Here is a 17,962-nt window from a genome sequence, read left to right on the forward strand (position 1 = left end):
TAAAGACACAACATAGATGGCAAGGGCGGCAGGCGCTGCGATCCGGACGGATCATCCGATGGCGCTTGCCCCTTGGATGACCGAGGAGCGGGCCGCGGGGTCTTCGGAGGCCTGCGCGTCAGACGCGTGACTTTCCGAAACATGCAGACCGCATTCGCGCTTTTCGTCGTTTTCCCACCACCAGCGGCCGGCCCGTTCGGGCTCGCCCGGCTTGATGGCGCGGGTACAGGGCTCGCAACCGATCGACGGATAGCCGCGGGCGTGCAGCGGATTGATCGGGATATGCTCGGCCGCGACATGCGCGTTGATGCGGTCGATGTCCCAGTCCGCCAGCGGATTGATCTTGATCAGGTTGCGCTCGGCGTCGAATTCGGCAAACGGCGTCGTCGCCCGGTTGCCGGACTGGCCGCGGCGAAGGCCGGTGATCCAGATCTCGGCGCCGGACAGCGCTTGCGCGAGCGGCACCAGCTTCCTCACACGACAGCAGGCGTGGCGGGCTTCGACGCTGTCATAGAAACCATTGATGCCGTAGGTCTCGACAAACGCATCGACATCGTCCTTATCAGGGTAGAACCTGATGATCTCGAGGTCGTAGCGCGCTTCGGTCTCGGCGATCAGATCGACGGTTTCGCGAAACAGCCGGCCGGTCTCCAGCGTCGATACCTCGATCGGCATACGATGCATGCCGATCGCAGCGGTAATCACCTGATCCTCGATCCCGAGCGACGTGGTGAAAACGGCGCGGCCAAGTTCGGATGCAAGCGACAAACGACCGGCAAGGTCGAGGCCTGCAAGGCGAGTATCGAGATTTGCTGCAAGTGCCTGATGGTCAAGTCTTGCCACGTCCTGAAAGGTCATCGGTCATCTTCCGTAAGCAATGGCAAGATTATTGTCGGACCCGTTGCGGAAAGACAGGAAAAGCCGTTTCAACCTTCGGACTGCGGGAGCAAATATCTCTCCAAAGCTCCGCCTACACAGAAAACCCGACGCCTTAACTAAATGTGAGCCTTATTTGCCCGCCAATGCGGCCATTGGTTTGTAATTTCTTGCCATTTGCGCTATCCCAGGACCAGGTTTTGCATTGCGGCATCGCCGCGTGCCGGCCTGCTCCTCGCGAATGCCGGTTGCGGCTTCATCGTGGATGCCCAGAGGAAAATTAGCGGCGACGTGAGACCGATTTCGGCCTTGCGGCGGCGCTGCTGTTAGTGGTCGCGGTATGATATCCCAGAAGGCGAAATATGCGTTGAGAGCCCTGACGGCCTTGGCGCAGGCGGATCCTGAAGAACCGATGCTGATCTCCGAGATCGCGGTTCAGCAGAGCATTCCGAAGAAGTTTCTGGAGCAGATCCTGCTCGACCTCAAACGTTCGGGGATCGTCGTGTCGCGGCGCGGCAAGCAGGGCGGCTATCTTCTCCTGCGGCCCGCCGACGCCATCACCTTCGGCGAAGTGCTGCGTCTGGTTGACGGACCGATCGCGCCTCTGCCGTGCCTGTCCCAGACCGCCTACCGCAAATGCGATGATTGCGATGGCGAACACCTCTGCGAAATCCGCCACGTCTTCGCCCGCGTTGCTGACGCCACCCGCGACGTGCTGTTCAGCACTACCATCGCCGATGCGGTGGAAGGGGCAGGGGTCGAAGTGGCCGCAGCGGACACTGACGCTGCCGACGCCGGACAGGTACGCGAACTGCTGTCGGCCTGAGCCTAGTTTTCGCCCTGCTAATCGCCTGGGGTCTTCACGTCGACAAGGGGATCGAAATGCACGCCTTGCGTCTTTCCGTCCGGCGATTTGAGAACCAGTTCCCCATCGCCGCAAGAAGCCCGACCCAGCCGGCGTTCGTCCCGTCTGTCATCGAGCCTTGCGCGGACGTCATCCGGAAGCTCACCGCGCAGGTCTCGCCAGTCAACGCTCATCGGATTCCTCCCTGCAGCCACGCGTCAAACCGGGCATCGGCCTTTGCGAACATCTGACAAGCCATCATCTCCTGCTCTCAGGACGTAATCAAACGAATATTGCCTTACCTCTCACGCGCCAAACCCGACCAACTTCCCGGATTGCCTTACCCCGTCCTCCGCTTTTCCCAACGCTGCCGTTTCGCCGCTTGGCCCTGAAGGAGCGCGCCTTTGTCGCCGCAGCCCACCAAAGGGAAACAGTTTTGCCTTGGTTTCGCCGTCGATTGACTAAGACGACCGGCTCGGTAGAGTTTGGGCAGATCACAGGGGAGGCATTCATGCTGAATTTTACCGATGGGATATCGAAGCGGCTTCTGGCACTGGCGCTCGGCGTAACGCTTGCCGCCGGCAGCGTGGCGCCGGCTTTTTCAGCCACCAAGCTCCTCAACGTGTCCTATGACCCGACGCGCGAGCTCTACAAGGATTTCAACGCAGCCTTTGCCAAGCACTGGAAGGCAGAAGGTGGCGATGATGTCGCCATCCGCCAGTCGCATGGCGGCTCCGGCGCGCAGGCCCGCTCCGTCATCGATGGTCTGGGTGCCGATGTCGTGACGCTGGCGCTGGAAAGCGATATCAACGCCATCCAGAAGGCCGGGAAGATCAAGGAAAACTGGCGTTCCCGCCTGCCGAACAATTCCTCGCCCTACACGTCGACGATCGTCTTTTTGGTGCGCAAGGGCAATCCAAAGGGCATCAAGAACTGGGGAGACCTGGTCAAGGGCGACGTTTCGATCGTCACCCCGAACCCGAAGACCTCAGGTGGCGCCCGCTGGAACTATCTGGCGGCCTGGGCCTGGGCCAATGAAGAATTCAAGGGCGACCAGGACAAGATCAAGGCTTATATCGCCGATCTCTACAAGCGCGCGCCTGTCCTCGATACCGGCGCCCGCGGCTCCACCGTGACGTTTGCGCAGCGCCAGATCGGCGACGTGCTGCTTGCCTGGGAAAACGAGGCCTATCTGGCCGGCGAGGAATTCGGCAAGGACGCTTTCGACATCGTCGTGCCGCCGATCTCGATCCTCGCAGAGCCGCCGGTTGCGGTGGTCGACGCGACAGTCGATGAGAAGGGCACCCGCAAGGTCGCCGAAGCCTATCTTCAGTATCTCTATTCCGACGAAGGCCAGAACATCGCGGCCAAGCACTTCTATCGTCCGTCGAGGCGCGATGTGGTAAAGCCTGAATTGCTGAAACAGTTGCCGGATATCAAGCTGGTCACCATCGACGACCCGATCTTCGGCGGTTGGAAAAAGGCGCAGCCGGAACACTTCGGCGATGGCGGCATCTTCGACCAGATCTACAAGCCGGGCAAATAAGTCGGAACCAGAATGACCTCATCCACCGCTGCCACGTCGGCACGGTGGCGGGTAAAACAGCCGAGCATCATCCCGGGTTTCGGGTTGACGCTCGGCTTTTCGCTCGCCTACCTGTCGCTTATCATCCTCATTCCGATCGCAGGCCTGCTCTGGCGCACGGCCGAGCTCGGCTGGTCAGGCTTCTTCGCCATCCTCTCGGATCAAAGAACGATCCGGGCTCTCACCGTTTCCTTCGGTACGGCCTTTGCGGCCGCGCTCATCAACGTCGTGTTCGGCACGCTGCTCGCCTGGGTGCTGACCCGCTACCGGTTTCCCGGTCGCCGGTTGATCGATGCGATGGTGGACCTGCCGTTTGCCCTCCCGACGGCGGTCGCCGGCATCGCATTCGCCTCGCTCTATGCGCCGAATGGCTGGATCGGTTCGCTGTTCATGCCGTTCCGCATCGCGTTTACGCCCTACGGCATCGTCATCGCGCTGATCTTCATCGGTCTTCCCTTCGTCGTGCGCACCGTGCAGCCGATCATGGAAGAGATCGATCGCGAAGTAGAGGAGGCGGCAGCAACGCTCGGCGCCAACCGGTTCCAGACCATATTCCAGGTTCTGCTGCCCGGCTTGGCACCCGCCATCCTCACCGGCTTCGCACTCGCCTTTGCCCGCGGTGTCGGCGAATACGGCTCGGTCATCTTCATCGCCGGCAACATCCCCTATGTGTCCGAAATCGCACCGCTCCTGATCGTCATCCGGCTGGAAGAGTTCAACTACGCCGGCGCCACCGCAATCGCCACGATCATGCTGCTGATCTCGTTCGCCATGCTGCTGGTGATCAACCTCATCCAGGCCTGGAGCCGCAGGAGGTATGGTTATGTGTGATATTTTCAGAGTTGCCTTGAAAAAGAACCCCTCCCAACCCTCCCCACAAGGGGGAGGGCTTAACCCAGCCTCACCCTCTGATGCAGGAACGCAGCGCTTGCCACGTCGGTTCTCCCTCCCCGTGGGCGGTCCGAAGGACGGGGCGAGACCCGTGGCTCGACCCCGGTCGCCCGGCAGGGGAGAGAGGGTCTTGTCTCATGTCTAAGTCCACCCGCATCACACGTTTCCGCAGCCCCGCCGATGAAAGCCTCACCACCAAGCTGGTCCTGGTCGGGGTGTCGCTCGTCTTCCTCGGCTTCTTCCTGTTCCTGCCGCTCGTCTCTGTTTTCGTCGAGGCGTTTCGCGATGGCTGGGATGCTTACGAGGAAGCGCTGGTCGAACCCGACGCCTGGGCCGCGATCGGGTTGACGCTCACGGTCGCCGCCATCGCCGTGCCGCTCAACCTTGTCTTCGGGCTTGCGGCGGCATGGGCCATCGCCAAGTTCGAATTCAAGGGCAAGGCCTTTCTGATCACTCTGATCGACCTGCCGTTCTCGATCTCGCCGGTCATCTCGGGTCTCGTCTATGTGCTGCTGTTCGGCAGTGCCAGCGTGCTTGGACCCTGGCTGAAGAGCTATGGCATCGAGATCCTGTTTGCCGTGCCCGGCATAGTGCTGGCCACCGTGTTCGTCACCTTCCCCTTCATCGCCCGCGAACTCATCCCGTTGATGCAGGACCAGGGCACCGGCGACGAGGAGGCAGCGCTGTCTCTTGGCGCAACCGGCTGGCAGACCTTCTGGTATGTGACTCTGCCCAATATAAAGTGGGGCCTGCTTTACGGCGTGCTTCTCTGCAATGCCCGCGCCATGGGCGAATTCGGTGCCGTCTCGGTCGTATCAGGCCGCATCCGCGGGCTCACCAACACGATGCCGCTGCATGTTGAGATACTCTACAATGAGTACAACATGGTTGCAGCCTTCGCGGTGGCCTCGCTGCTCGCACTTCTGGCGCTCGTCACGCTCGCTCTCAAAACCCTTCTCGAACTTCGGTTCGGTGCCGGCTCAGCCGGCGGCAGACATTAAAGGCTCCCGCTCTATGGAAGTTAGCATCAACAATATCCGCAAGGAATTCGACCGCTTCGCCGCGCTGAACGACGTGTCGCTGAAAATCGCGTCCGGCGAACTGATCGCGCTGCTTGGTCCGTCCGGTTCCGGCAAGACGACGCTGCTGCGGCTGATCGCCGGGCTGGATTTTCCAACCGACGGCCAGATCTTCTTCGGTGCCGAAGATGCCTCGCATCATTCCGTGCAGGATCGCAATGTCGGCTTCGTATTCCAGCATTACGCGCTGTTCCGGCATATGACGGTGGCGGAAAACATCGGATTCGGCCTGAAGGTTCGCCCCTCCGCCAGCCGCCCGTCCAAGACCGAAATCAGAAAGCGCGTCTCCGACCTGCTCGATATGGTCCAGCTATCGGGGCTTGAGAGCCGCTATCCGAACCAGCTTTCCGGCGGCCAGCGCCAGCGTGTGGCGCTCGCCCGCGCCATGGCGATCGAGCCGCGCATCCTGCTGCTCGACGAACCCTTCGGCGCGCTCGATGCCAAGGTCCGCAAGGAACTGCGCCGCTGGCTGCGCGAGTTTCACGATCGCACCGGCCACACCACCGTCTTCGTCACCCACGACCAGGAAGAAGCGCTGGAACTGGCCGACCGCGTCGTCGTCATGAGCCAGGGCAAGATCGAACAAGTCGGCTCGGCCGACGACGTCTATGACCGGCCGGGGTCGCCCTTCGTGTTCTCCTTCATCGGTGAATCCTCGCATCTGCCGGTCGAGGTAAAGGACGGCACGGTCCTGTTCCAGGGCGAGCCGATCGGTGTGTCCGGGGAAGCCAACAGTTCTGGCGACCTCTACTTCCGTCCCGAAGATGTGGAACTGACGCAGGAGCGGGATGCGCTGTTCGGCAAGGTCACGGCCTCGCGGCGTCTGGCCGGCACCCGTATCGCCGAGATCGATATCTCCAACCCTGGTGGAAGTAACGACCACGAGCCCTTCCATGTGGAGATCGAAGTGCCGTTGCACGCACCGATCGAGCTCGGCTCCGAAGCACGGTTCCGTCCGACCCGCTGGAAGATATTCGGCCGATGACATTGTGGCTGGTACCGACCGCGTACCAGCCTTCCAGTTGCCCGCGACGAAGCGTAAGGCACGAGTTTCGACTTTAAATTGATCCCTATCAATTCCGGGCGCATCGGAAGCTGATATGCAGCCTGCGCGCGTAAGCTTCGGTAAATCAAAGTGCTCTATGAAGCTCGCAGTTCGATAGTCCGACAGGTCTCCTATGGCAGATATTGCGCATGAAACGATGGCCCCCGCCGTTGCGGAGGGCGAAGCGGTCTCCGCTGTGGGTCAGTTCGGCAAATTTCTTGCCGAGCGACTGCTGGACGTCCTCGGCAATCGCGGCCTTGCCTTCTATTTCGCGCTGATCGCCTTCACCGTGGCGCTGTCACTCTACGTGTTTCTGGAGGAGAACCTGCTTGCCGTGGCGTGGCGTCTGATTGTCGGTGATGTCGCGACCCGCGTCTCGGCCGGCTTCGTCACCGTCGCCTTCGTCGGCTCGCTCGCCGCCAGCCGGCACTTGCGCATTCCGCGGCCTGTCTCCCGTATTCCATCCGGCGAAGACCTGCAGAGAGCGCTCGATATCCTGGCGCTCCAGCCCAATGCCAGCGCCGGCCTCGTACGGCTCGGCGACAAGAAGGTGCTGTTTTCCGATTGCGGCAATGCCTTCGTCATGTATGCCCGCTCCGGCCGGTCCTGGGCGGCGCTGTTTGATCCGGTCGGCTGCCGCAAGGCCTGGCCGGGCCTGATCGTCAAGTTCATGAACGCCGCGCGCCGCGATGGCTGCCGCGCCGTGTTCTACCAGGTCTCGCCCGAGTTTCTGCCCTGCGCAGTCGAGGCGGGTCTGAAACCCTACAAGCTCGGCGAACAGGCGGTGGTTCATCTCACCGATTTCGATCTGAAGGGCGGCGCCTGGCTGAAACTGCGCCGCTCGATCAACCGTGCCGAACGCGACGGGCTGGAATTCTCGCTGCTGCCGGCCGAAGCGGTGCCCGGCGTGATGGACGAGCTTATTGCCGTCTCCCGCGCCTGGCTTGCCGCCCATAACGCCGCCGAAAAGGGCTTTTCGCTCGGCACTTTCCAGCCGGCCTACGTGGCAGCCGGACCTGTCGCCGTCATCCGTCTCGAAGGCCGCATCGTCGCCTTCGCCAATATCCATGCGACAAGTTCGAACGGCGATGCCTTTATCGACCTGATGCGGCATGTGCCCAACACCCATCGCGGCATGATGGATCTGCTCTTCGTGCGCATCATGGAGCACTTCAAGTCGGAAGGCTATCGCACGCTCAATCTCGGCATGGCGCCGCTTTCCGGCCTTGCCACCCACCGCCGCGCGCCGCTCTGGAACCATATCGGCAACCGTATTTTCGAAAACGGCGAACGCTTTTACAATTTCCGTGGCGTTCATGCGTTCAAGTCGAAATTCGATCCGGAATGGCAGCCTCGCTATCTCGCCGTTTCGGGACGCGGCATGCCGCTCGTTGCCCTGTTCGACGTGACCAAGCTGATTGCCGGCGGCCTGAGAGGCATCCTTCGCCGATGAAGCTTCTGCCAGCAATCGTTGCCGGCATCACCGTGGTCGCCGCCGCGGTGAATGCGTTTGAATGGTGGGCCGGCCCCGGCATCAGAAGCCTGCCGACCGACCGCATCGCCTATCCCGACGCAAAGGCATCCGGCATCGTTCTCCTCTTGTCCGGCACCGAAGGCTGGTCGGACCGCGAACAGACGGTCTCCGATGCGTTGACTGCGGACGGCGCCGTGGTCGTCGGCGTCGATCTTCCCGACTACTACGAGGCGCTGGAGCGCGAAGAAGAGCGCACCTGCCTTTATCTCGTCTCCGATATCGAGGAACTGAGCCGCCAGATCCACCGCGAACAGGAAATCGCCGCCTACCTCCCGCCGGTCATCGCCGGCATCGGCGGCGGTGGCGCCCTGGCGCTCGCGATTGCCGCCCAGACCCCGGCCTCCACGATCGCAGAAACGATCGCCATCGATCCGCTGGCCTCCATTCCCGTCGAAAAGATCCTCTGCACCCCGGCACCAAAGACGGTGGTCGACGGCGGCGTCGCCTACGGGCTCACGCCAGGCCCGCTTCCGGAACCGGTGCGCATTCTGTTGACGCCGCAGGCAGATCCGGCAGGTGAAGCCCACTCGGATGCACTGAAGCAGACTCATCCGGCAATCGAGATCACCGCCTGGGACGAAACTGCGGAAACCCTGCTGCTGCAAACCGTTTCCACAACGCTTGCCCGCCTTCGCCAGTCATCGTCGCCGCTCGGCCTGCCGATCGTTCCGACCTCGGTCGTGCCGCTGCATGATACGCTGGCGATCATCTATTCGGGCGATGGCGGCTGGCGCGATATCGACCAGAAGCTCGCCGCCTATCTCGTGGAAGACGGCATCCCGGTCGTCGGCGTCGATGCTCTGCGCTATTTCTGGACCGAGAAATCACCGCAGGAGACGGCCGACGATCTCTCCCGCATCATCACCACCTACCTCCAGCGCTGGAACGTCAAAAACGTCGTCCTGATCGGCTATTCCTTCGGCGCCAACATCCTGCCCGCCACCTATCGACTGCTGCCCGAGGCAGACAGACAGGCCGTCTCGTTGCTCTCGCTTCTGGCGCTCTCGCATCAGGCCGATTTCGAGATCGCCGTCACCGGCTGGCTCGGCTGGGCAGGGGCCGCCAAGCAGGGCGATCCCGTCGACGACATCGCTAAGATCGAGCCGCACAAGGTCCAGTGCATCTACGGCACGGAGGAGGAAGATACCGCCTGTCCTGCTGTTGAGGACATCCCCGGCACGCTCATCCATTCACGCCCCGGCGGCCACCATTTCGATGGCGATTACCGCGCCCTCAACCGGCTGATCGTGGACCGCATCAGGGCTTTGTCTCCACCCGCGATGTGATCCGGATCCACTTGCCAGAATACGCTTCCAGGCGCATCATGCATCGCACTTGCAACGCATGAGGTGATGCTAATGAAAACCGCAACCATCCCGTCGCTGCGCGTCGACCCGGAACTCCGCGCGGCTGCCGAAAGCGTGCTGAAAGAAGGCGAAACGCTCTCCGCCTTCGTCGAGGACTCGCTGAAAAAGCAGATCGATTACCGAAAGACCCAGGCGGAGTTTATCGCCAGGGGGCTGGCAGGTCTGGCCGAAGCTGAGCGCACCGGGGTTTACTACTCATCTGAAGAGATTTTTGGAGAACTGAAAGGCATGCTTGAAGCCAAGCGGGCCGAAAAGCGCTCCAAATGAGCTATCTCGTGAAGTGGACGGAGCGCGCGCGAGTTGATCTCAAACGGCTCTATGCATATCTGCTGGATCGCGACGAGGACGCCGCGGCCCGTGTGCTGGAACTCATTGCACAGTCGGTGGTATTGCTCGAAGACTTCCCATTCAGTTGCCGCAAGGCCTTAGGCGGCAATGCACTCCTTCGGGAAATGCTCGTTCCATTCGGTTCGTCTGGCTATGTCGTGCTGTTCAGAATAGACAGCGAGACGTCGGTCACCGTTCTCGCCATCCGGCACCAGCGCGAGGACGACTACCACTGACACCGCACGACCCTAGCGGTCGCTCATCGTCGCTCTCGGATTGACCCAGGGCTCCTGATTGCTGCGGGGCAGGGGCTGTTTGCCCAGAATATGATCCGCCGCCTTCTCGCCGGTCATGATCGATGGGCCGTTGAGATTGCCATAGGTCACATGCGGGAAGATCGAACTGTCGGCCACCCGCAACCCCTCGACGCCGATCACCCGGCATTCCGGATCGACCACCGCCATCAGATCGTCGGCCCGGCCCATCCGGCAGGTGCCGCAGGGGTGATAGGCGCTTTCCAGATGCTCGCGCAGGAAGGCATCGATCTCCTCGTCGCTCTCAACCTGTTCGCCCGGCTGTATCTCCGGCCCGCGATAATCGTCGAACGCCTTTTGGCTGAAGATCTCGCGCGTCAACCGCACGCAGTGGCGGAACTTGATCCAGTCTTCCTCGTGGCTCATGTAGTTGAAGCGGATGACAGGATCGTCCTTCGGATCGGACGAGCGCAGCGTCACCGCGCCGCGCGATTTCGACAGGTTGTAGCCCACATGCACCTGGAACCCGTGGCTCTTCGCCGCCGCCTTGCCGTCGTATGAAATCGCGACAGGCAGAAAATGATACTGGATATCCGGCTGCTTCAGTCCCGGTTCCGAGCGGAGGAACGCGCAGGCCTCGAACTGGTTGGAGGCGCCCAGGCCACCCTTGGTCATCAGCCACTGGGCACCCGCCACGCCCTGCCAGAACCAGGGCAGCCAGGAATAGAGCGAGACAGGCTTGGTGGAGATCTGCTGGAAGTAGAACTCCATGTGATCCTGCAGGTTGGCACCGACGCCCGGCCGGTCGGCCACGACCTCGATCCCCATCTCCCTCAGATGCGCCGCCGGCCCGATGCCAGACAGCATCAAGAGTTTCGGCGAGTTGAACGACGAGGCGGCAATGATCACCTCGCGGTTTGCCTTGACCACTTCCGGCACGCCCCGCCGCAGAACTTCGACGCCGATCGCACGGCCGTTTTCGATCACGACCTTCTGCGCGAGGCCATAGACGACCTCGACATTCTTCCGCTTCATCGCCGGCCGCAGATAGGCGTTGGCGGCGGACCAGCGGCGACCGTCATGGATCGTCTGCTCCATCAGCCCGAAGCCTTCCTGCTTCGAGCCGTTGTAATCGTCGGTCGTCTCGAAACCGGCCTCCGCACCTGCCCGGATGAAGGCGTGGAACAGCGGATTGGTCATCGGCCCGCGCTGCACATGCATCGGCCCGTCCGTGCCGCGCCAACCCGCTTCGCCGCCGTGGGCCGTTTCCATCCGCTTGAAATAGGGCAGCACATCCGCATAGGACCAGCCGCTCGCGCCGAGATCCTCCCAGCGGTTGTAGTCTTCCGCATGGCCGCGCACATAGACGAGACCATTGATCGACGAAGACCCACCCAGCACCTTGCCCCGCGGCGCGGTAATCCGCCGGTTGCCGAGGTTCAGTTCCGGCTCCGAATAATATCCCCAGTTGTAGCGCTTCATGCTCATCGGCCAGGCAAGTGCCGCCGGCATCTGGATAAACGGACCATAATCGGTACCGCCCGCCTCGATCACGATGACAGAATGCTTCCCGTCCTCGGACAGCCGATAGGCCATGGCCGAACCCGCCGAACCCGAGCCGATGATGACGAAATCTGCACTTTTCATATCCGAGCTTTCATGTTGAGCAGAAGCCCATGGCAACCTTACCCTCCCCTTGAGGGGGGGGTGGGGTGAATTGGGTGGGGTAGAAAGATCACCCCCACCCGCAGCTTTGCTGCGATCTCCCCCTCAAGGGGGAGGTGAAGTTCAATACGGCGCCTCTACCTTGCCCATTCCCACATACACCGTCTTCAGCTCCGAATAATGCTCCAGTGCCGCAAGCGAGTTTTCACGGCCGAAACCGGACTGCTTTGACCCGCCGAAAGGGATTTCCACCGGGCAGAGATTGTAGGTGTTGATCCACAGCGTGCCTGCTTCCAGAAGATCCGCGACGCGATGCCCGCGTGTCAGATCGGCGGTGAAGACCCCGGCGGAGAGGCCGAATTCCGTGGCGTTGGCGCGCGCGATCACCTCTTCCTCGTTATCGAAGTCGAGCACGCACATGACGGGTCCGAAGATCTCTTCACGGGCGATTGTCATGTCGTCGGTGACATCGGCAAACACCGTCGGCTGGATGTAATAGCCTTCGCCCGAGACATTGTTGGGAATGCCGCCACCGGTGACGAGCGTCGCCCCTGCCGAGATGCCCTTCTCGATATAGGACATCACCTTCTGGCGCTGATCGTAGGAGACCATCGGCCCCACCTGGGTTGCCTCGTCCATCGGATCGCCGATCACCATCTTTTCGGTGCGGGCTTTCAGCCGCGACAGGAATTCGTCCCGGATCGCCTTCTGCACGAACACACGGGTACCGTTGGAGCAGACCTGTCCGGTCGAATAGAAATTGCCGAGCATCGCCCCGCCGATGGCGGAATCGATATCCGCATCGTCGAACACGATCAGCGGCGACTTGCCGCCGAGTTCCATCGTCACATGCTTGAGGTTGCCGGCAGCGCTCGCCGCCACCTTGCGGCCAGTCGGCACCGAGCCGGTCAGCGACACCTTGGCGACATCAGGATGTTCGACCAGAAGCGGCCCGGTCGTGCGGTCGCCCTGGATAACGTTGAAGAGGCCCTTGGGCAGGCCGGCCTCGATCAGGATCTCGGCGATCTTGAGCGCGCCGAGCGGCGTGTTTTCCGACGGCTTGAACACCATCGCATTGCCGGCGGCGAGCGCCGGCGCACCCTTCCAGCATGCGATCTGCTGCGGATAGTTCCAGGCGCCGATGCCGACGCAGACGCCGAGCGGCACCCGCTTCGTATAGGCAAAATCGCCGCCGAGCGGAATGTACTGGCCGTTCATACCGGCTGCGATGACGCCGCCGAAGAACTCGAAACTGTCGGCGCCCGATGTCGGGTCGGCGACGATCGTCTCCTGGATCGGCTTGCCGGTATCGAGCGTCTCCAGCTCGGAAAGCTCGCGGTTGCGGGTCCGCATGATCTCGGCCGCGCGCTTCAGGATCCGGCCGCGTGCGGTCGGGCTCATTGCCGCCCATTCCGGCTGGGCGCGCTTGGCGGCCGCAATCGCCTTTTCGACGATCGCAGGCGTTGCCGCATACAGCCTTGCGATCACTTCGCCCGTCGCCGGGTAAAGGCTTTCGATGACGCTGCCGTCGGTATCCTCGACATATTCGCCGTCGATGAAGTGGCTGGCGACTGGTTGTGCTTTCATGGGTCTTCTCCGTTCCTTGGCGACTATTCCCCGCGGGGATAGCGCTTGGACTCTTCCAGATTGTCGAGGTTCATATGATTGCGCATGTAGCGCTCCGAGGCTTTCTGCAGGGGCTGGTGGTCCCAGGGGTAATAGGCACCGTTGCGCAGCGCTTCATAGACCACCCAGCGCCGCGCCTGGCTTTCGCGCACGGCCGCATCGAATTTCGCCATGTCCCACTTTTCCGCCCGCTTGGCGCGAAACCCGTCCATGACCGATGAATGGGCCGGGTCCTGCGCAAGGTTGGTCAGCTCGTTCGGATCGGCGTCGAGATCGTAAAGCTGTTCGGGATCGAGCTCGCAGTGAACGTATTTCCACTTGCCCTCGCGAATGCCGACCAGCGGCGCATGCGAGGCTTCGGCGGCATATTCCATCAGCACCGGCGCGGTGCGGGTGCCGCCGTCGATCACCGGCTTCAGGCTTTCGCCGTCGGTCCAGGGCATGATCTCGTCCATCGAAATACCGGCAAGATCGCAAAGCGTTGGCGTGATGTCGAGATTGGAAACCGGCGCGGAGTTTAGCGACGGCGTGATCTGAGGACCGGCGATCATCAGCGGTACTCGCGACGACCCCTCGAAGAAGTTCATCTTGAACCACAATCCGCGCTCACCCAGCATGTCGCCATGGTCGGAGCAGAACAGGATGAACGTGTTATCCAGCATCCGTGTCCGGGTCAGCGTGTCGACCAGCTCGCCGACTTTCTCGTCGATATAGGAGATGTTGGCGAAATAGCCCTGGCGCGCCCGCCGCACATGCTGGTCGGTGATCTCGAAGGCCGGATAGTCGCAGGATTTGAGAATGCGGGCCGAATGCGGATCCTGCTCTGCGAGCATGCCGATCTCGGGCATCAGGTGCTCGCAGTCGTTATAGAGATCCCAGAACTTCCGGCGTGCCACGTAAGGGTCGTGCGGATGCGTGAACGACACCGTCAAAGCCCAGGGCCGGCGGTCCGCATCGTCGTTGTCGCGGCTCAGATGGTAGAGCTTCTGGTTGGCGAGGAAGGCCACCTCGTCGTCATATTCCATCTGGTTGGAAATCTCGGCAACGCCTGCACCGGTGACGGAACCCATGTTGTGATACCACCAGTCGATCCGCTCGCCCGGCTTGCGGTAATCCGGCGTCCAGCCGAAATCGGCCGGGTAGATGTCGGTGGTCAGTCGCTCCTCGAACCCGTGCATCTGGTCCGGTCCGACGAAATGCATCTTGCCCGACAGCGCTGTGTAATAGCCGGCGCGGCGCAGGTGATGCGCATAGGTCGGGATCGACGAAACATATTCGGCGGCATTGTCATAGACCCCGGTTCTGCTCGGCAGCTGCCCCGCCATGAACGAGGCGCGGGCCGGCGCGCAAAGGGGCGACGAGGTGTAGTTGTTCTCAAACCGCGCCGAGCGTGCGGCCAGCGCCTTCAGATGCGGCACATGCAGCCAGTCCGCCGGCCCATCCGGAAACAGCGTGCCGTTCATCTGGTCGACCATGATGATGAGAATGTTCGGACGGGACATGACCGGGCTGCTTTTCTTGGAGATGAGGAAGACCGCCAGAATGAGTTATTTTCGATTGGCCGCGCAATCAAGCAGGGATTGCGAACAGCGCTGTCTCAAAAGCGCAAGGCCGGGGACTGTGGGGGAAATCCCTGTGGAAGCTTAAGCTTGGCTCGTGGCGTTGACGCGGGACCGCACCTGCCCAAGCCAGACGATGTAGTATTTACAACTCATTGTATTAGAAACATAAATTACTGTCATGGAAGTTTCATCGAACTGTCATTTGCGGGAAAGGTATTTTTGACCAATGGAGGCAAAGGTGGCGCCCGTGAATAAGGCGCCGGGCGGATCGTGCCCACGCAGTAAATGGGGTGAATTGCATGTCGTCTGCGGCCGTTCTGGAACCGGGCGTTTTCCGTCGCTATGCCAGCGATCAGCTTTTGCCTCTGGCCAAGCTCGTCATCGAGAACGCCTTCCAGCCGATCGTGGAGGTCGCCACCGGGTCCGTGTTCGGCTATGAATCGCTGCTGCGCGGCCATGACCGTCTCGGCTTTGCCTCGCCGCTCGAACTGATCGACCAGGCCCATGACGGCGGCCAGCTTCTGGCGCTCGAACAGATGGTCGCCCACCGGGCCCTTGCCAAATTCGCTGGCCTTCCGGATTTCTCCAGCCAGACGCTGTTTCTCAATCTCGATGTCCGGATGATCCGCGACGGCCAGCTTTTCCTCGAAAAGATCGTCCAGCATCTGCGCCAGGCAGGCGTCGCGCCGTCCTCGGTCTGCTTCGAGCTGTCCGAGCGGTTCGACAACACCTCGGTGCCGGAATTTGCCGAGTTGATGAGCGAGATGCGCAAGGCAGGCTTCAAGCTGGCGATTGACGATTTCGGCGTCGGCCATGGTGAGATGAAGCTGCTCTGCGACTACCCGGTCGACTACCTGAAGATCGACCGGCACTTCATTTCGGATATCGATGTCAATCCGCGCAAACGGCATCTCGTCAAGAACATCGTCAACATTGCCCATGTGCTCGGCATACGCGTGATTGCCGAAGGCATCGAGACCGAGGCCGAATTTCTGGCCTGCCGTGAATACGGCGTCGATCTGGTACAGGGCTATTTCATCGCAAGACCCACCAGCTTCGTCACGGAGTTGCAGCCGGCCTATCCGCATCTGGCCGCAATCGGTCTGTCGCGCCGCTCCAGCCAGTCTCTCGACGAAATCCTCATCCGCAAGCAGATCGAAAAACTGCCGACCGTGTTCGAGAACGAGAGCATCGACAGCGTCTTTGAACTGTTTCGCCGCAATCCGCGCCAGGCCTTCTTTCCGGTGCTGAACGCCAATGGCGAACCGCGCGGCGTCATCAACGAATATCACCTCAAGGAATTTATCTATCAGCCCTTCGGCCGCGATCTCCTAAAGAACAAGGTCTATGAGCGCACCATCGCCCATTTCGTCGAGCGCGCGCCGATCATCGGTCTGGATGCCGAGGCGGAAGAGCTGATGAGCCTGTTTGCCAACATGGAAAACAGCGCCTGCGTCATCCTTACCGAAAACATGCGTTATGCCGGCGTCGTCTCGGCGGCATCGCTGATCAAGGTGGTCAACGAAAAGCAGCTCAAGATCGCCCAGGACCAGAACCCGCTGACGGGTCTTCCCGGCAACCGGGCCATCCGCGACTTCATGTACCAGGCCGGCCGCGATGACGACGAGCAGCGCTTCTTCTGCTATTGCGACTTCGACCATTTCAAGCCGTTCAACGATCATTACGGCTTCCAGATGGGCGACCACGCAATCTCGCTGTTTGCGGCGCTGATGAAGCGCTACTTCTTCTCCGACGAACATTTTCTGGGCCATGTCGGCGGCGACGATTTCTTTATCGGCATTCGCGACTGGTCCCGCGACGAGTTGGAGGAAATCCTCGAGCGCCTTCTATCGGATTTCCACGATGACGCCGTTGCGCTCTATTCGGAAGAGGAGCGGGCGGCAGGCCGGATCCGTGGCCATGACCGCACCGGCGTGGAGCGCGATTTCCCTTTGCTGCGCTGCTCGATCGGCGTTGTCCATCTGCCGCAGGGCCTGATCCTCGACGATATCGCCCGGATCGGAACGGAGATCGCAACGGTCAAGGTTGCCGCCAAGGAGAGCGACCGTGGCCTTGTTTTTGCAAGCTACGGTGACGCGGCAGAGTAGCGCCACACCGGCTCAACCGGACGCATGCATCCAACCTCCGCCTTTCCAAGCAAGGGGCACTGTCCTAAGTCAGTCGTCAGATACTGACAGGAGTAGACCCATGTCCATGCCGTCCCAGATGCGTTTCGTCGACCTGCCGTCCTTCGGCGCGCCCGATGTAATGACCCATGCCACCGGCCCGTGCCCGTCGGCCCGATCAGGCGAAATACTGATCAAGGTGGAAGCCGCCGGCGTCAACCGGCCCGACGTCGCCCAGCGCCAGGGGAACTACCCGGCGCCGAAGGATGCAAGCCCGATCCTTGGCCTCGAAGTCGCCGGTGAAGTGGTGGCGCTCGGCGAGGGCGTCACCGAATTTGCAATCGGCGACAAGGTATGCGGCCTGTCGAACGGCGGCGGTTATGCGGAATACTGTGTCGTGCCGGCAGGCCAGGCGCTGCCATGGCCGAAAGGCTATGATGCGGTGAAGGCCGCAGCCGTGCCGGAAACCTTTTTCACCGTCTGGGCCAACCTGTTCCAGATGGCGGGCCTGACCGAAGGCGAGAGCGTGCTGATCCATGGCGGCTCGAGCGGCATCGGCACGACCGCGATCCAGCTCGCCAAGGCATTCGGCGCGACGGCCTATGCGACCGCCGGCTCGAAGGACAAATGCGACGCCTGCGAAAAGCTCGGGGCGACCAAGGCGATCAATTACAAGACCGAGGACTTTGCCGAGGTTATCAAGGCCGAGACCGACGGCAAGGGCGTCGATGTGGTGCTCGACATGATCGGCGCTTCCTATTTCGAAAAGAACCTGTCGGTCCTTGCCAAGGACGGCTGCCTGTCGATCATCGCCTTCCTCGGCGGCAACATGGCGGAAAAGGTCAATCTCTCACCGATCATGGTCAAGCGCCTGACGGTGACAGGATCGACCATGCGGCCCCGCACCGCCGACGAAAAGCGGGCGATCCGCGACGAACTGCTGAGCGAGGTCTGGCCGCTTCTCGAAGCCGGCAAGGTCTCACCCGTCATCCATTCCGTGGTGCCGTTTGACGACGTGGTCGAGGCGCACCGGCTGATGGAAACCAGCAGCCATATCGGCAAGATCGTGATGCAGCTGGGGTGATGAAACCTGGGGGCAGGGGTGGCCTTGGGCATCGCCCGGAAGGCACCCCGCCACCGGCTGCGCGAATAGTGGTCGAACCGCCGCCGATCCGCAACTC

At 61.6% G+C, this 17,962-nt stretch carries 16 protein-coding genes; 11 read left to right on the forward strand and 5 right to left on the reverse strand.

Annotated features, from left to right (window positions below):
• Positions 1–51: 51 nt before the first annotated feature.
• On the reverse strand, positions 52–858 hold the full coding sequence (locus tag IFT66_RS01205; protein ID WP_062579526.1) for a phosphoadenylyl-sulfate reductase: 807 nt from the start codon (positions 856–858) through the stop codon (positions 52–54).
• A 358-nt stretch (positions 859–1,216) separates the two neighbouring features.
• Here IFT66_RS01205 and IFT66_RS01210 point away from each other — a divergent pair, with 358 nt between their 5' ends.
• Complete coding sequence (locus tag IFT66_RS01210) at positions 1,217–1,702, forward strand: RrF2 family transcriptional regulator (protein ID WP_062579533.1); 486 nt, start codon at positions 1,217–1,219, stop codon at positions 1,700–1,702.
• A gap of 17 nt (positions 1,703–1,719) precedes the next feature.
• On the opposite strand, the gene IFT66_RS01215 is transcribed toward IFT66_RS01210, so the two are convergent.
• A complete protein-coding gene (locus tag IFT66_RS01215) occupies positions 1,720–1,914 on the reverse strand; it encodes a hypothetical protein (RefSeq protein WP_192076572.1) in 195 nt (64 codons plus the stop codon).
• Between the two features lie 317 nt (positions 1,915–2,231).
• Here IFT66_RS01215 and IFT66_RS01220 point away from each other — a divergent pair, with 317 nt between their 5' ends.
• The 8 genes from IFT66_RS01220 to IFT66_RS01255 all read left to right on the forward strand — a co-directional run bounded on the left by IFT66_RS01220 (position 2,232) and on the right by IFT66_RS01255 (position 9,784).
• Positions 2,232–3,266 carry a sulfate ABC transporter substrate-binding protein gene (locus IFT66_RS01220; RefSeq protein WP_192076573.1) on the forward strand — a complete coding sequence of 345 codons (1,035 nt, stop codon included), beginning with the start codon at positions 2,232–2,234 and terminating at the stop codon, positions 3,264–3,266.
• A gap of 12 nt (positions 3,267–3,278) precedes the next feature.
• Positions 3,279–4,136: a sulfate ABC transporter permease subunit CysT gene (gene cysT, locus IFT66_RS01225; RefSeq protein ID WP_062453545.1), complete on the forward strand. Its 858-nt coding sequence runs from the start codon at positions 3,279–3,281 to the stop codon at positions 4,134–4,136.
• Between the two features lie 197 nt (positions 4,137–4,333).
• Entirely contained in the window at positions 4,334–5,197 is an 864-nt protein-coding gene (cysW, locus tag IFT66_RS01230) for a sulfate ABC transporter permease subunit CysW (RefSeq protein WP_192076574.1), read from the forward strand.
• 13 nt (positions 5,198–5,210) lie between these two features.
• Positions 5,211–6,260, forward strand: a complete 1,050-nt coding sequence (locus IFT66_RS01235) for a sulfate/molybdate ABC transporter ATP-binding protein (protein WP_192076575.1) — start codon at positions 5,211–5,213, stop codon at positions 6,258–6,260.
• Positions 6,261–6,453: 193 nt separating this feature from the next.
• The gene (locus IFT66_RS01240) at positions 6,454–7,773 is read left to right on the forward strand and encodes a phosphatidylglycerol lysyltransferase domain-containing protein (RefSeq protein ID WP_192076576.1); all 1,320 of its coding nucleotides are present in this window, start codon (positions 6,454–6,456) and stop codon (positions 7,771–7,773) included.
• Positions 7,770–9,140, forward strand: a complete 1,371-nt coding sequence (locus IFT66_RS01245; RefSeq protein ID WP_192076577.1) for a virulence factor family protein — start codon at positions 7,770–7,772, stop codon at positions 9,138–9,140. The genes IFT66_RS01240 and IFT66_RS01245 overlap by 4 nt, the downstream gene beginning before the upstream one ends.
• A 72-nt stretch (positions 9,141–9,212) precedes the next feature.
• The gene (locus tag IFT66_RS01250) at positions 9,213–9,488 is read left to right on the forward strand and encodes a YlcI/YnfO family protein (RefSeq protein WP_092661564.1); all 276 of its coding nucleotides are present in this window, start codon (positions 9,213–9,215) and stop codon (positions 9,486–9,488) included.
• The gene (locus tag IFT66_RS01255) at positions 9,485–9,784 is read left to right on the forward strand and encodes a type II toxin-antitoxin system RelE/ParE family toxin (protein WP_184654733.1); all 300 of its coding nucleotides are present in this window, start codon (positions 9,485–9,487) and stop codon (positions 9,782–9,784) included. Before IFT66_RS01250 ends, IFT66_RS01255 begins: the two co-directional genes overlap by 4 nt.
• A gap of 12 nt (positions 9,785–9,796) precedes the next feature.
• Here the strand turns inward: IFT66_RS01255 and betA are convergent, their stop codons facing one another.
• From betA to betC, 3 genes are all read right to left on the reverse strand, one after another.
• Positions 9,797–11,449, reverse strand: a complete 1,653-nt coding sequence (betA, locus tag IFT66_RS01260) for a choline dehydrogenase (protein ID WP_192076578.1) — start codon at positions 11,447–11,449, stop codon at positions 9,797–9,799.
• A 141-nt stretch (positions 11,450–11,590) separates the two neighbouring features.
• Positions 11,591–13,054, reverse strand: a complete 1,464-nt coding sequence (betB, locus tag IFT66_RS01265; protein ID WP_192076579.1) for a betaine-aldehyde dehydrogenase — start codon at positions 13,052–13,054, stop codon at positions 11,591–11,593.
• Positions 13,055–13,077: 23 nt separating this feature from the next.
• Positions 13,078–14,595: a choline-sulfatase gene (betC, locus tag IFT66_RS01270; RefSeq protein WP_192076580.1), complete on the reverse strand. Its 1,518-nt coding sequence runs from the start codon at positions 14,593–14,595 to the stop codon at positions 13,078–13,080.
• 359 nt (positions 14,596–14,954) lie between these two features.
• Between betC and IFT66_RS01275 the strand changes: the two genes are divergently transcribed.
• Together IFT66_RS01275 and IFT66_RS01280 are read left to right on the forward strand one after the other, a co-directional pair.
• Positions 14,955–16,763: a GGDEF domain-containing protein gene (locus tag IFT66_RS01275; protein WP_062453535.1), complete on the forward strand. Its 1,809-nt coding sequence runs from the start codon at positions 14,955–14,957 to the stop codon at positions 16,761–16,763.
• A 100-nt stretch (positions 16,764–16,863) separates the two neighbouring features.
• Positions 16,864–17,865, forward strand: a complete 1,002-nt coding sequence (locus IFT66_RS01280; RefSeq protein ID WP_174195809.1) for an NAD(P)H-quinone oxidoreductase — start codon at positions 16,864–16,866, stop codon at positions 17,863–17,865.
• Positions 17,866–17,962: the final 97 nt, after the last annotated feature.

The sequence above is a fragment of the Rhizobium sp. CFBP 13726 genome (assembly GCF_014841925.1).
GTDB classification, from domain to species: Bacteria; Pseudomonadota; Alphaproteobacteria; order Rhizobiales; family Rhizobiaceae; genus Neorhizobium; species Neorhizobium soli.

Excerpts from the sequence above, each read along its gene's own strand:
- IFT66_RS01205 (WP_062579526.1), bottom strand. The coding sequence starts at position 858 with ATGACCTTTCAGGACGTGGCAAGACTTGACCATCAGGCACTTGCAGCA.
- IFT66_RS01210 (WP_062579533.1), top strand. The coding sequence starts at position 1,217 with ATGATATCCCAGAAGGCGAAATATGCGTTGAGAGCCCTGACGGCCTTG.
- IFT66_RS01215 (WP_192076572.1), bottom strand. The coding sequence starts at position 1,914 with ATGAGCGTTGACTGGCGAGACCTGCGCGGTGAGCTTCCGGATGACGTC.
- IFT66_RS01220 (WP_192076573.1), top strand. The coding sequence starts at position 2,232 with ATGCTGAATTTTACCGATGGGATATCGAAGCGGCTTCTGGCACTGGCG.
- cysT (WP_062453545.1), top strand. The coding sequence starts at position 3,279 with ATGACCTCATCCACCGCTGCCACGTCGGCACGGTGGCGGGTAAAACAG.
- cysW (WP_192076574.1), top strand. The coding sequence starts at position 4,334 with ATGTCTAAGTCCACCCGCATCACACGTTTCCGCAGCCCCGCCGATGAA.
- IFT66_RS01235 (WP_192076575.1), top strand. The coding sequence starts at position 5,211 with ATGGAAGTTAGCATCAACAATATCCGCAAGGAATTCGACCGCTTCGCC.
- IFT66_RS01240 (WP_192076576.1), top strand. The coding sequence starts at position 6,454 with ATGGCAGATATTGCGCATGAAACGATGGCCCCCGCCGTTGCGGAGGGC.
- IFT66_RS01245 (WP_192076577.1), top strand. The coding sequence starts at position 7,770 with ATGAAGCTTCTGCCAGCAATCGTTGCCGGCATCACCGTGGTCGCCGCC.
- IFT66_RS01250 (WP_092661564.1), top strand. The coding sequence starts at position 9,213 with ATGAAAACCGCAACCATCCCGTCGCTGCGCGTCGACCCGGAACTCCGC.
- IFT66_RS01255 (WP_184654733.1), top strand. The coding sequence starts at position 9,485 with ATGAGCTATCTCGTGAAGTGGACGGAGCGCGCGCGAGTTGATCTCAAA.
- betA (WP_192076578.1), bottom strand. The coding sequence starts at position 11,449 with ATGAAAAGTGCAGATTTCGTCATCATCGGCTCGGGTTCGGCGGGTTCG.
- betB (WP_192076579.1), bottom strand. The coding sequence starts at position 13,054 with ATGAAAGCACAACCAGTCGCCAGCCACTTCATCGACGGCGAATATGTC.
- betC (WP_192076580.1), bottom strand. The coding sequence starts at position 14,595 with ATGTCCCGTCCGAACATTCTCATCATCATGGTCGACCAGATGAACGGC.
- IFT66_RS01275 (WP_062453535.1), top strand. The coding sequence starts at position 14,955 with ATGTCGTCTGCGGCCGTTCTGGAACCGGGCGTTTTCCGTCGCTATGCC.
- IFT66_RS01280 (WP_174195809.1), top strand. The coding sequence starts at position 16,864 with ATGTCCATGCCGTCCCAGATGCGTTTCGTCGACCTGCCGTCCTTCGGC.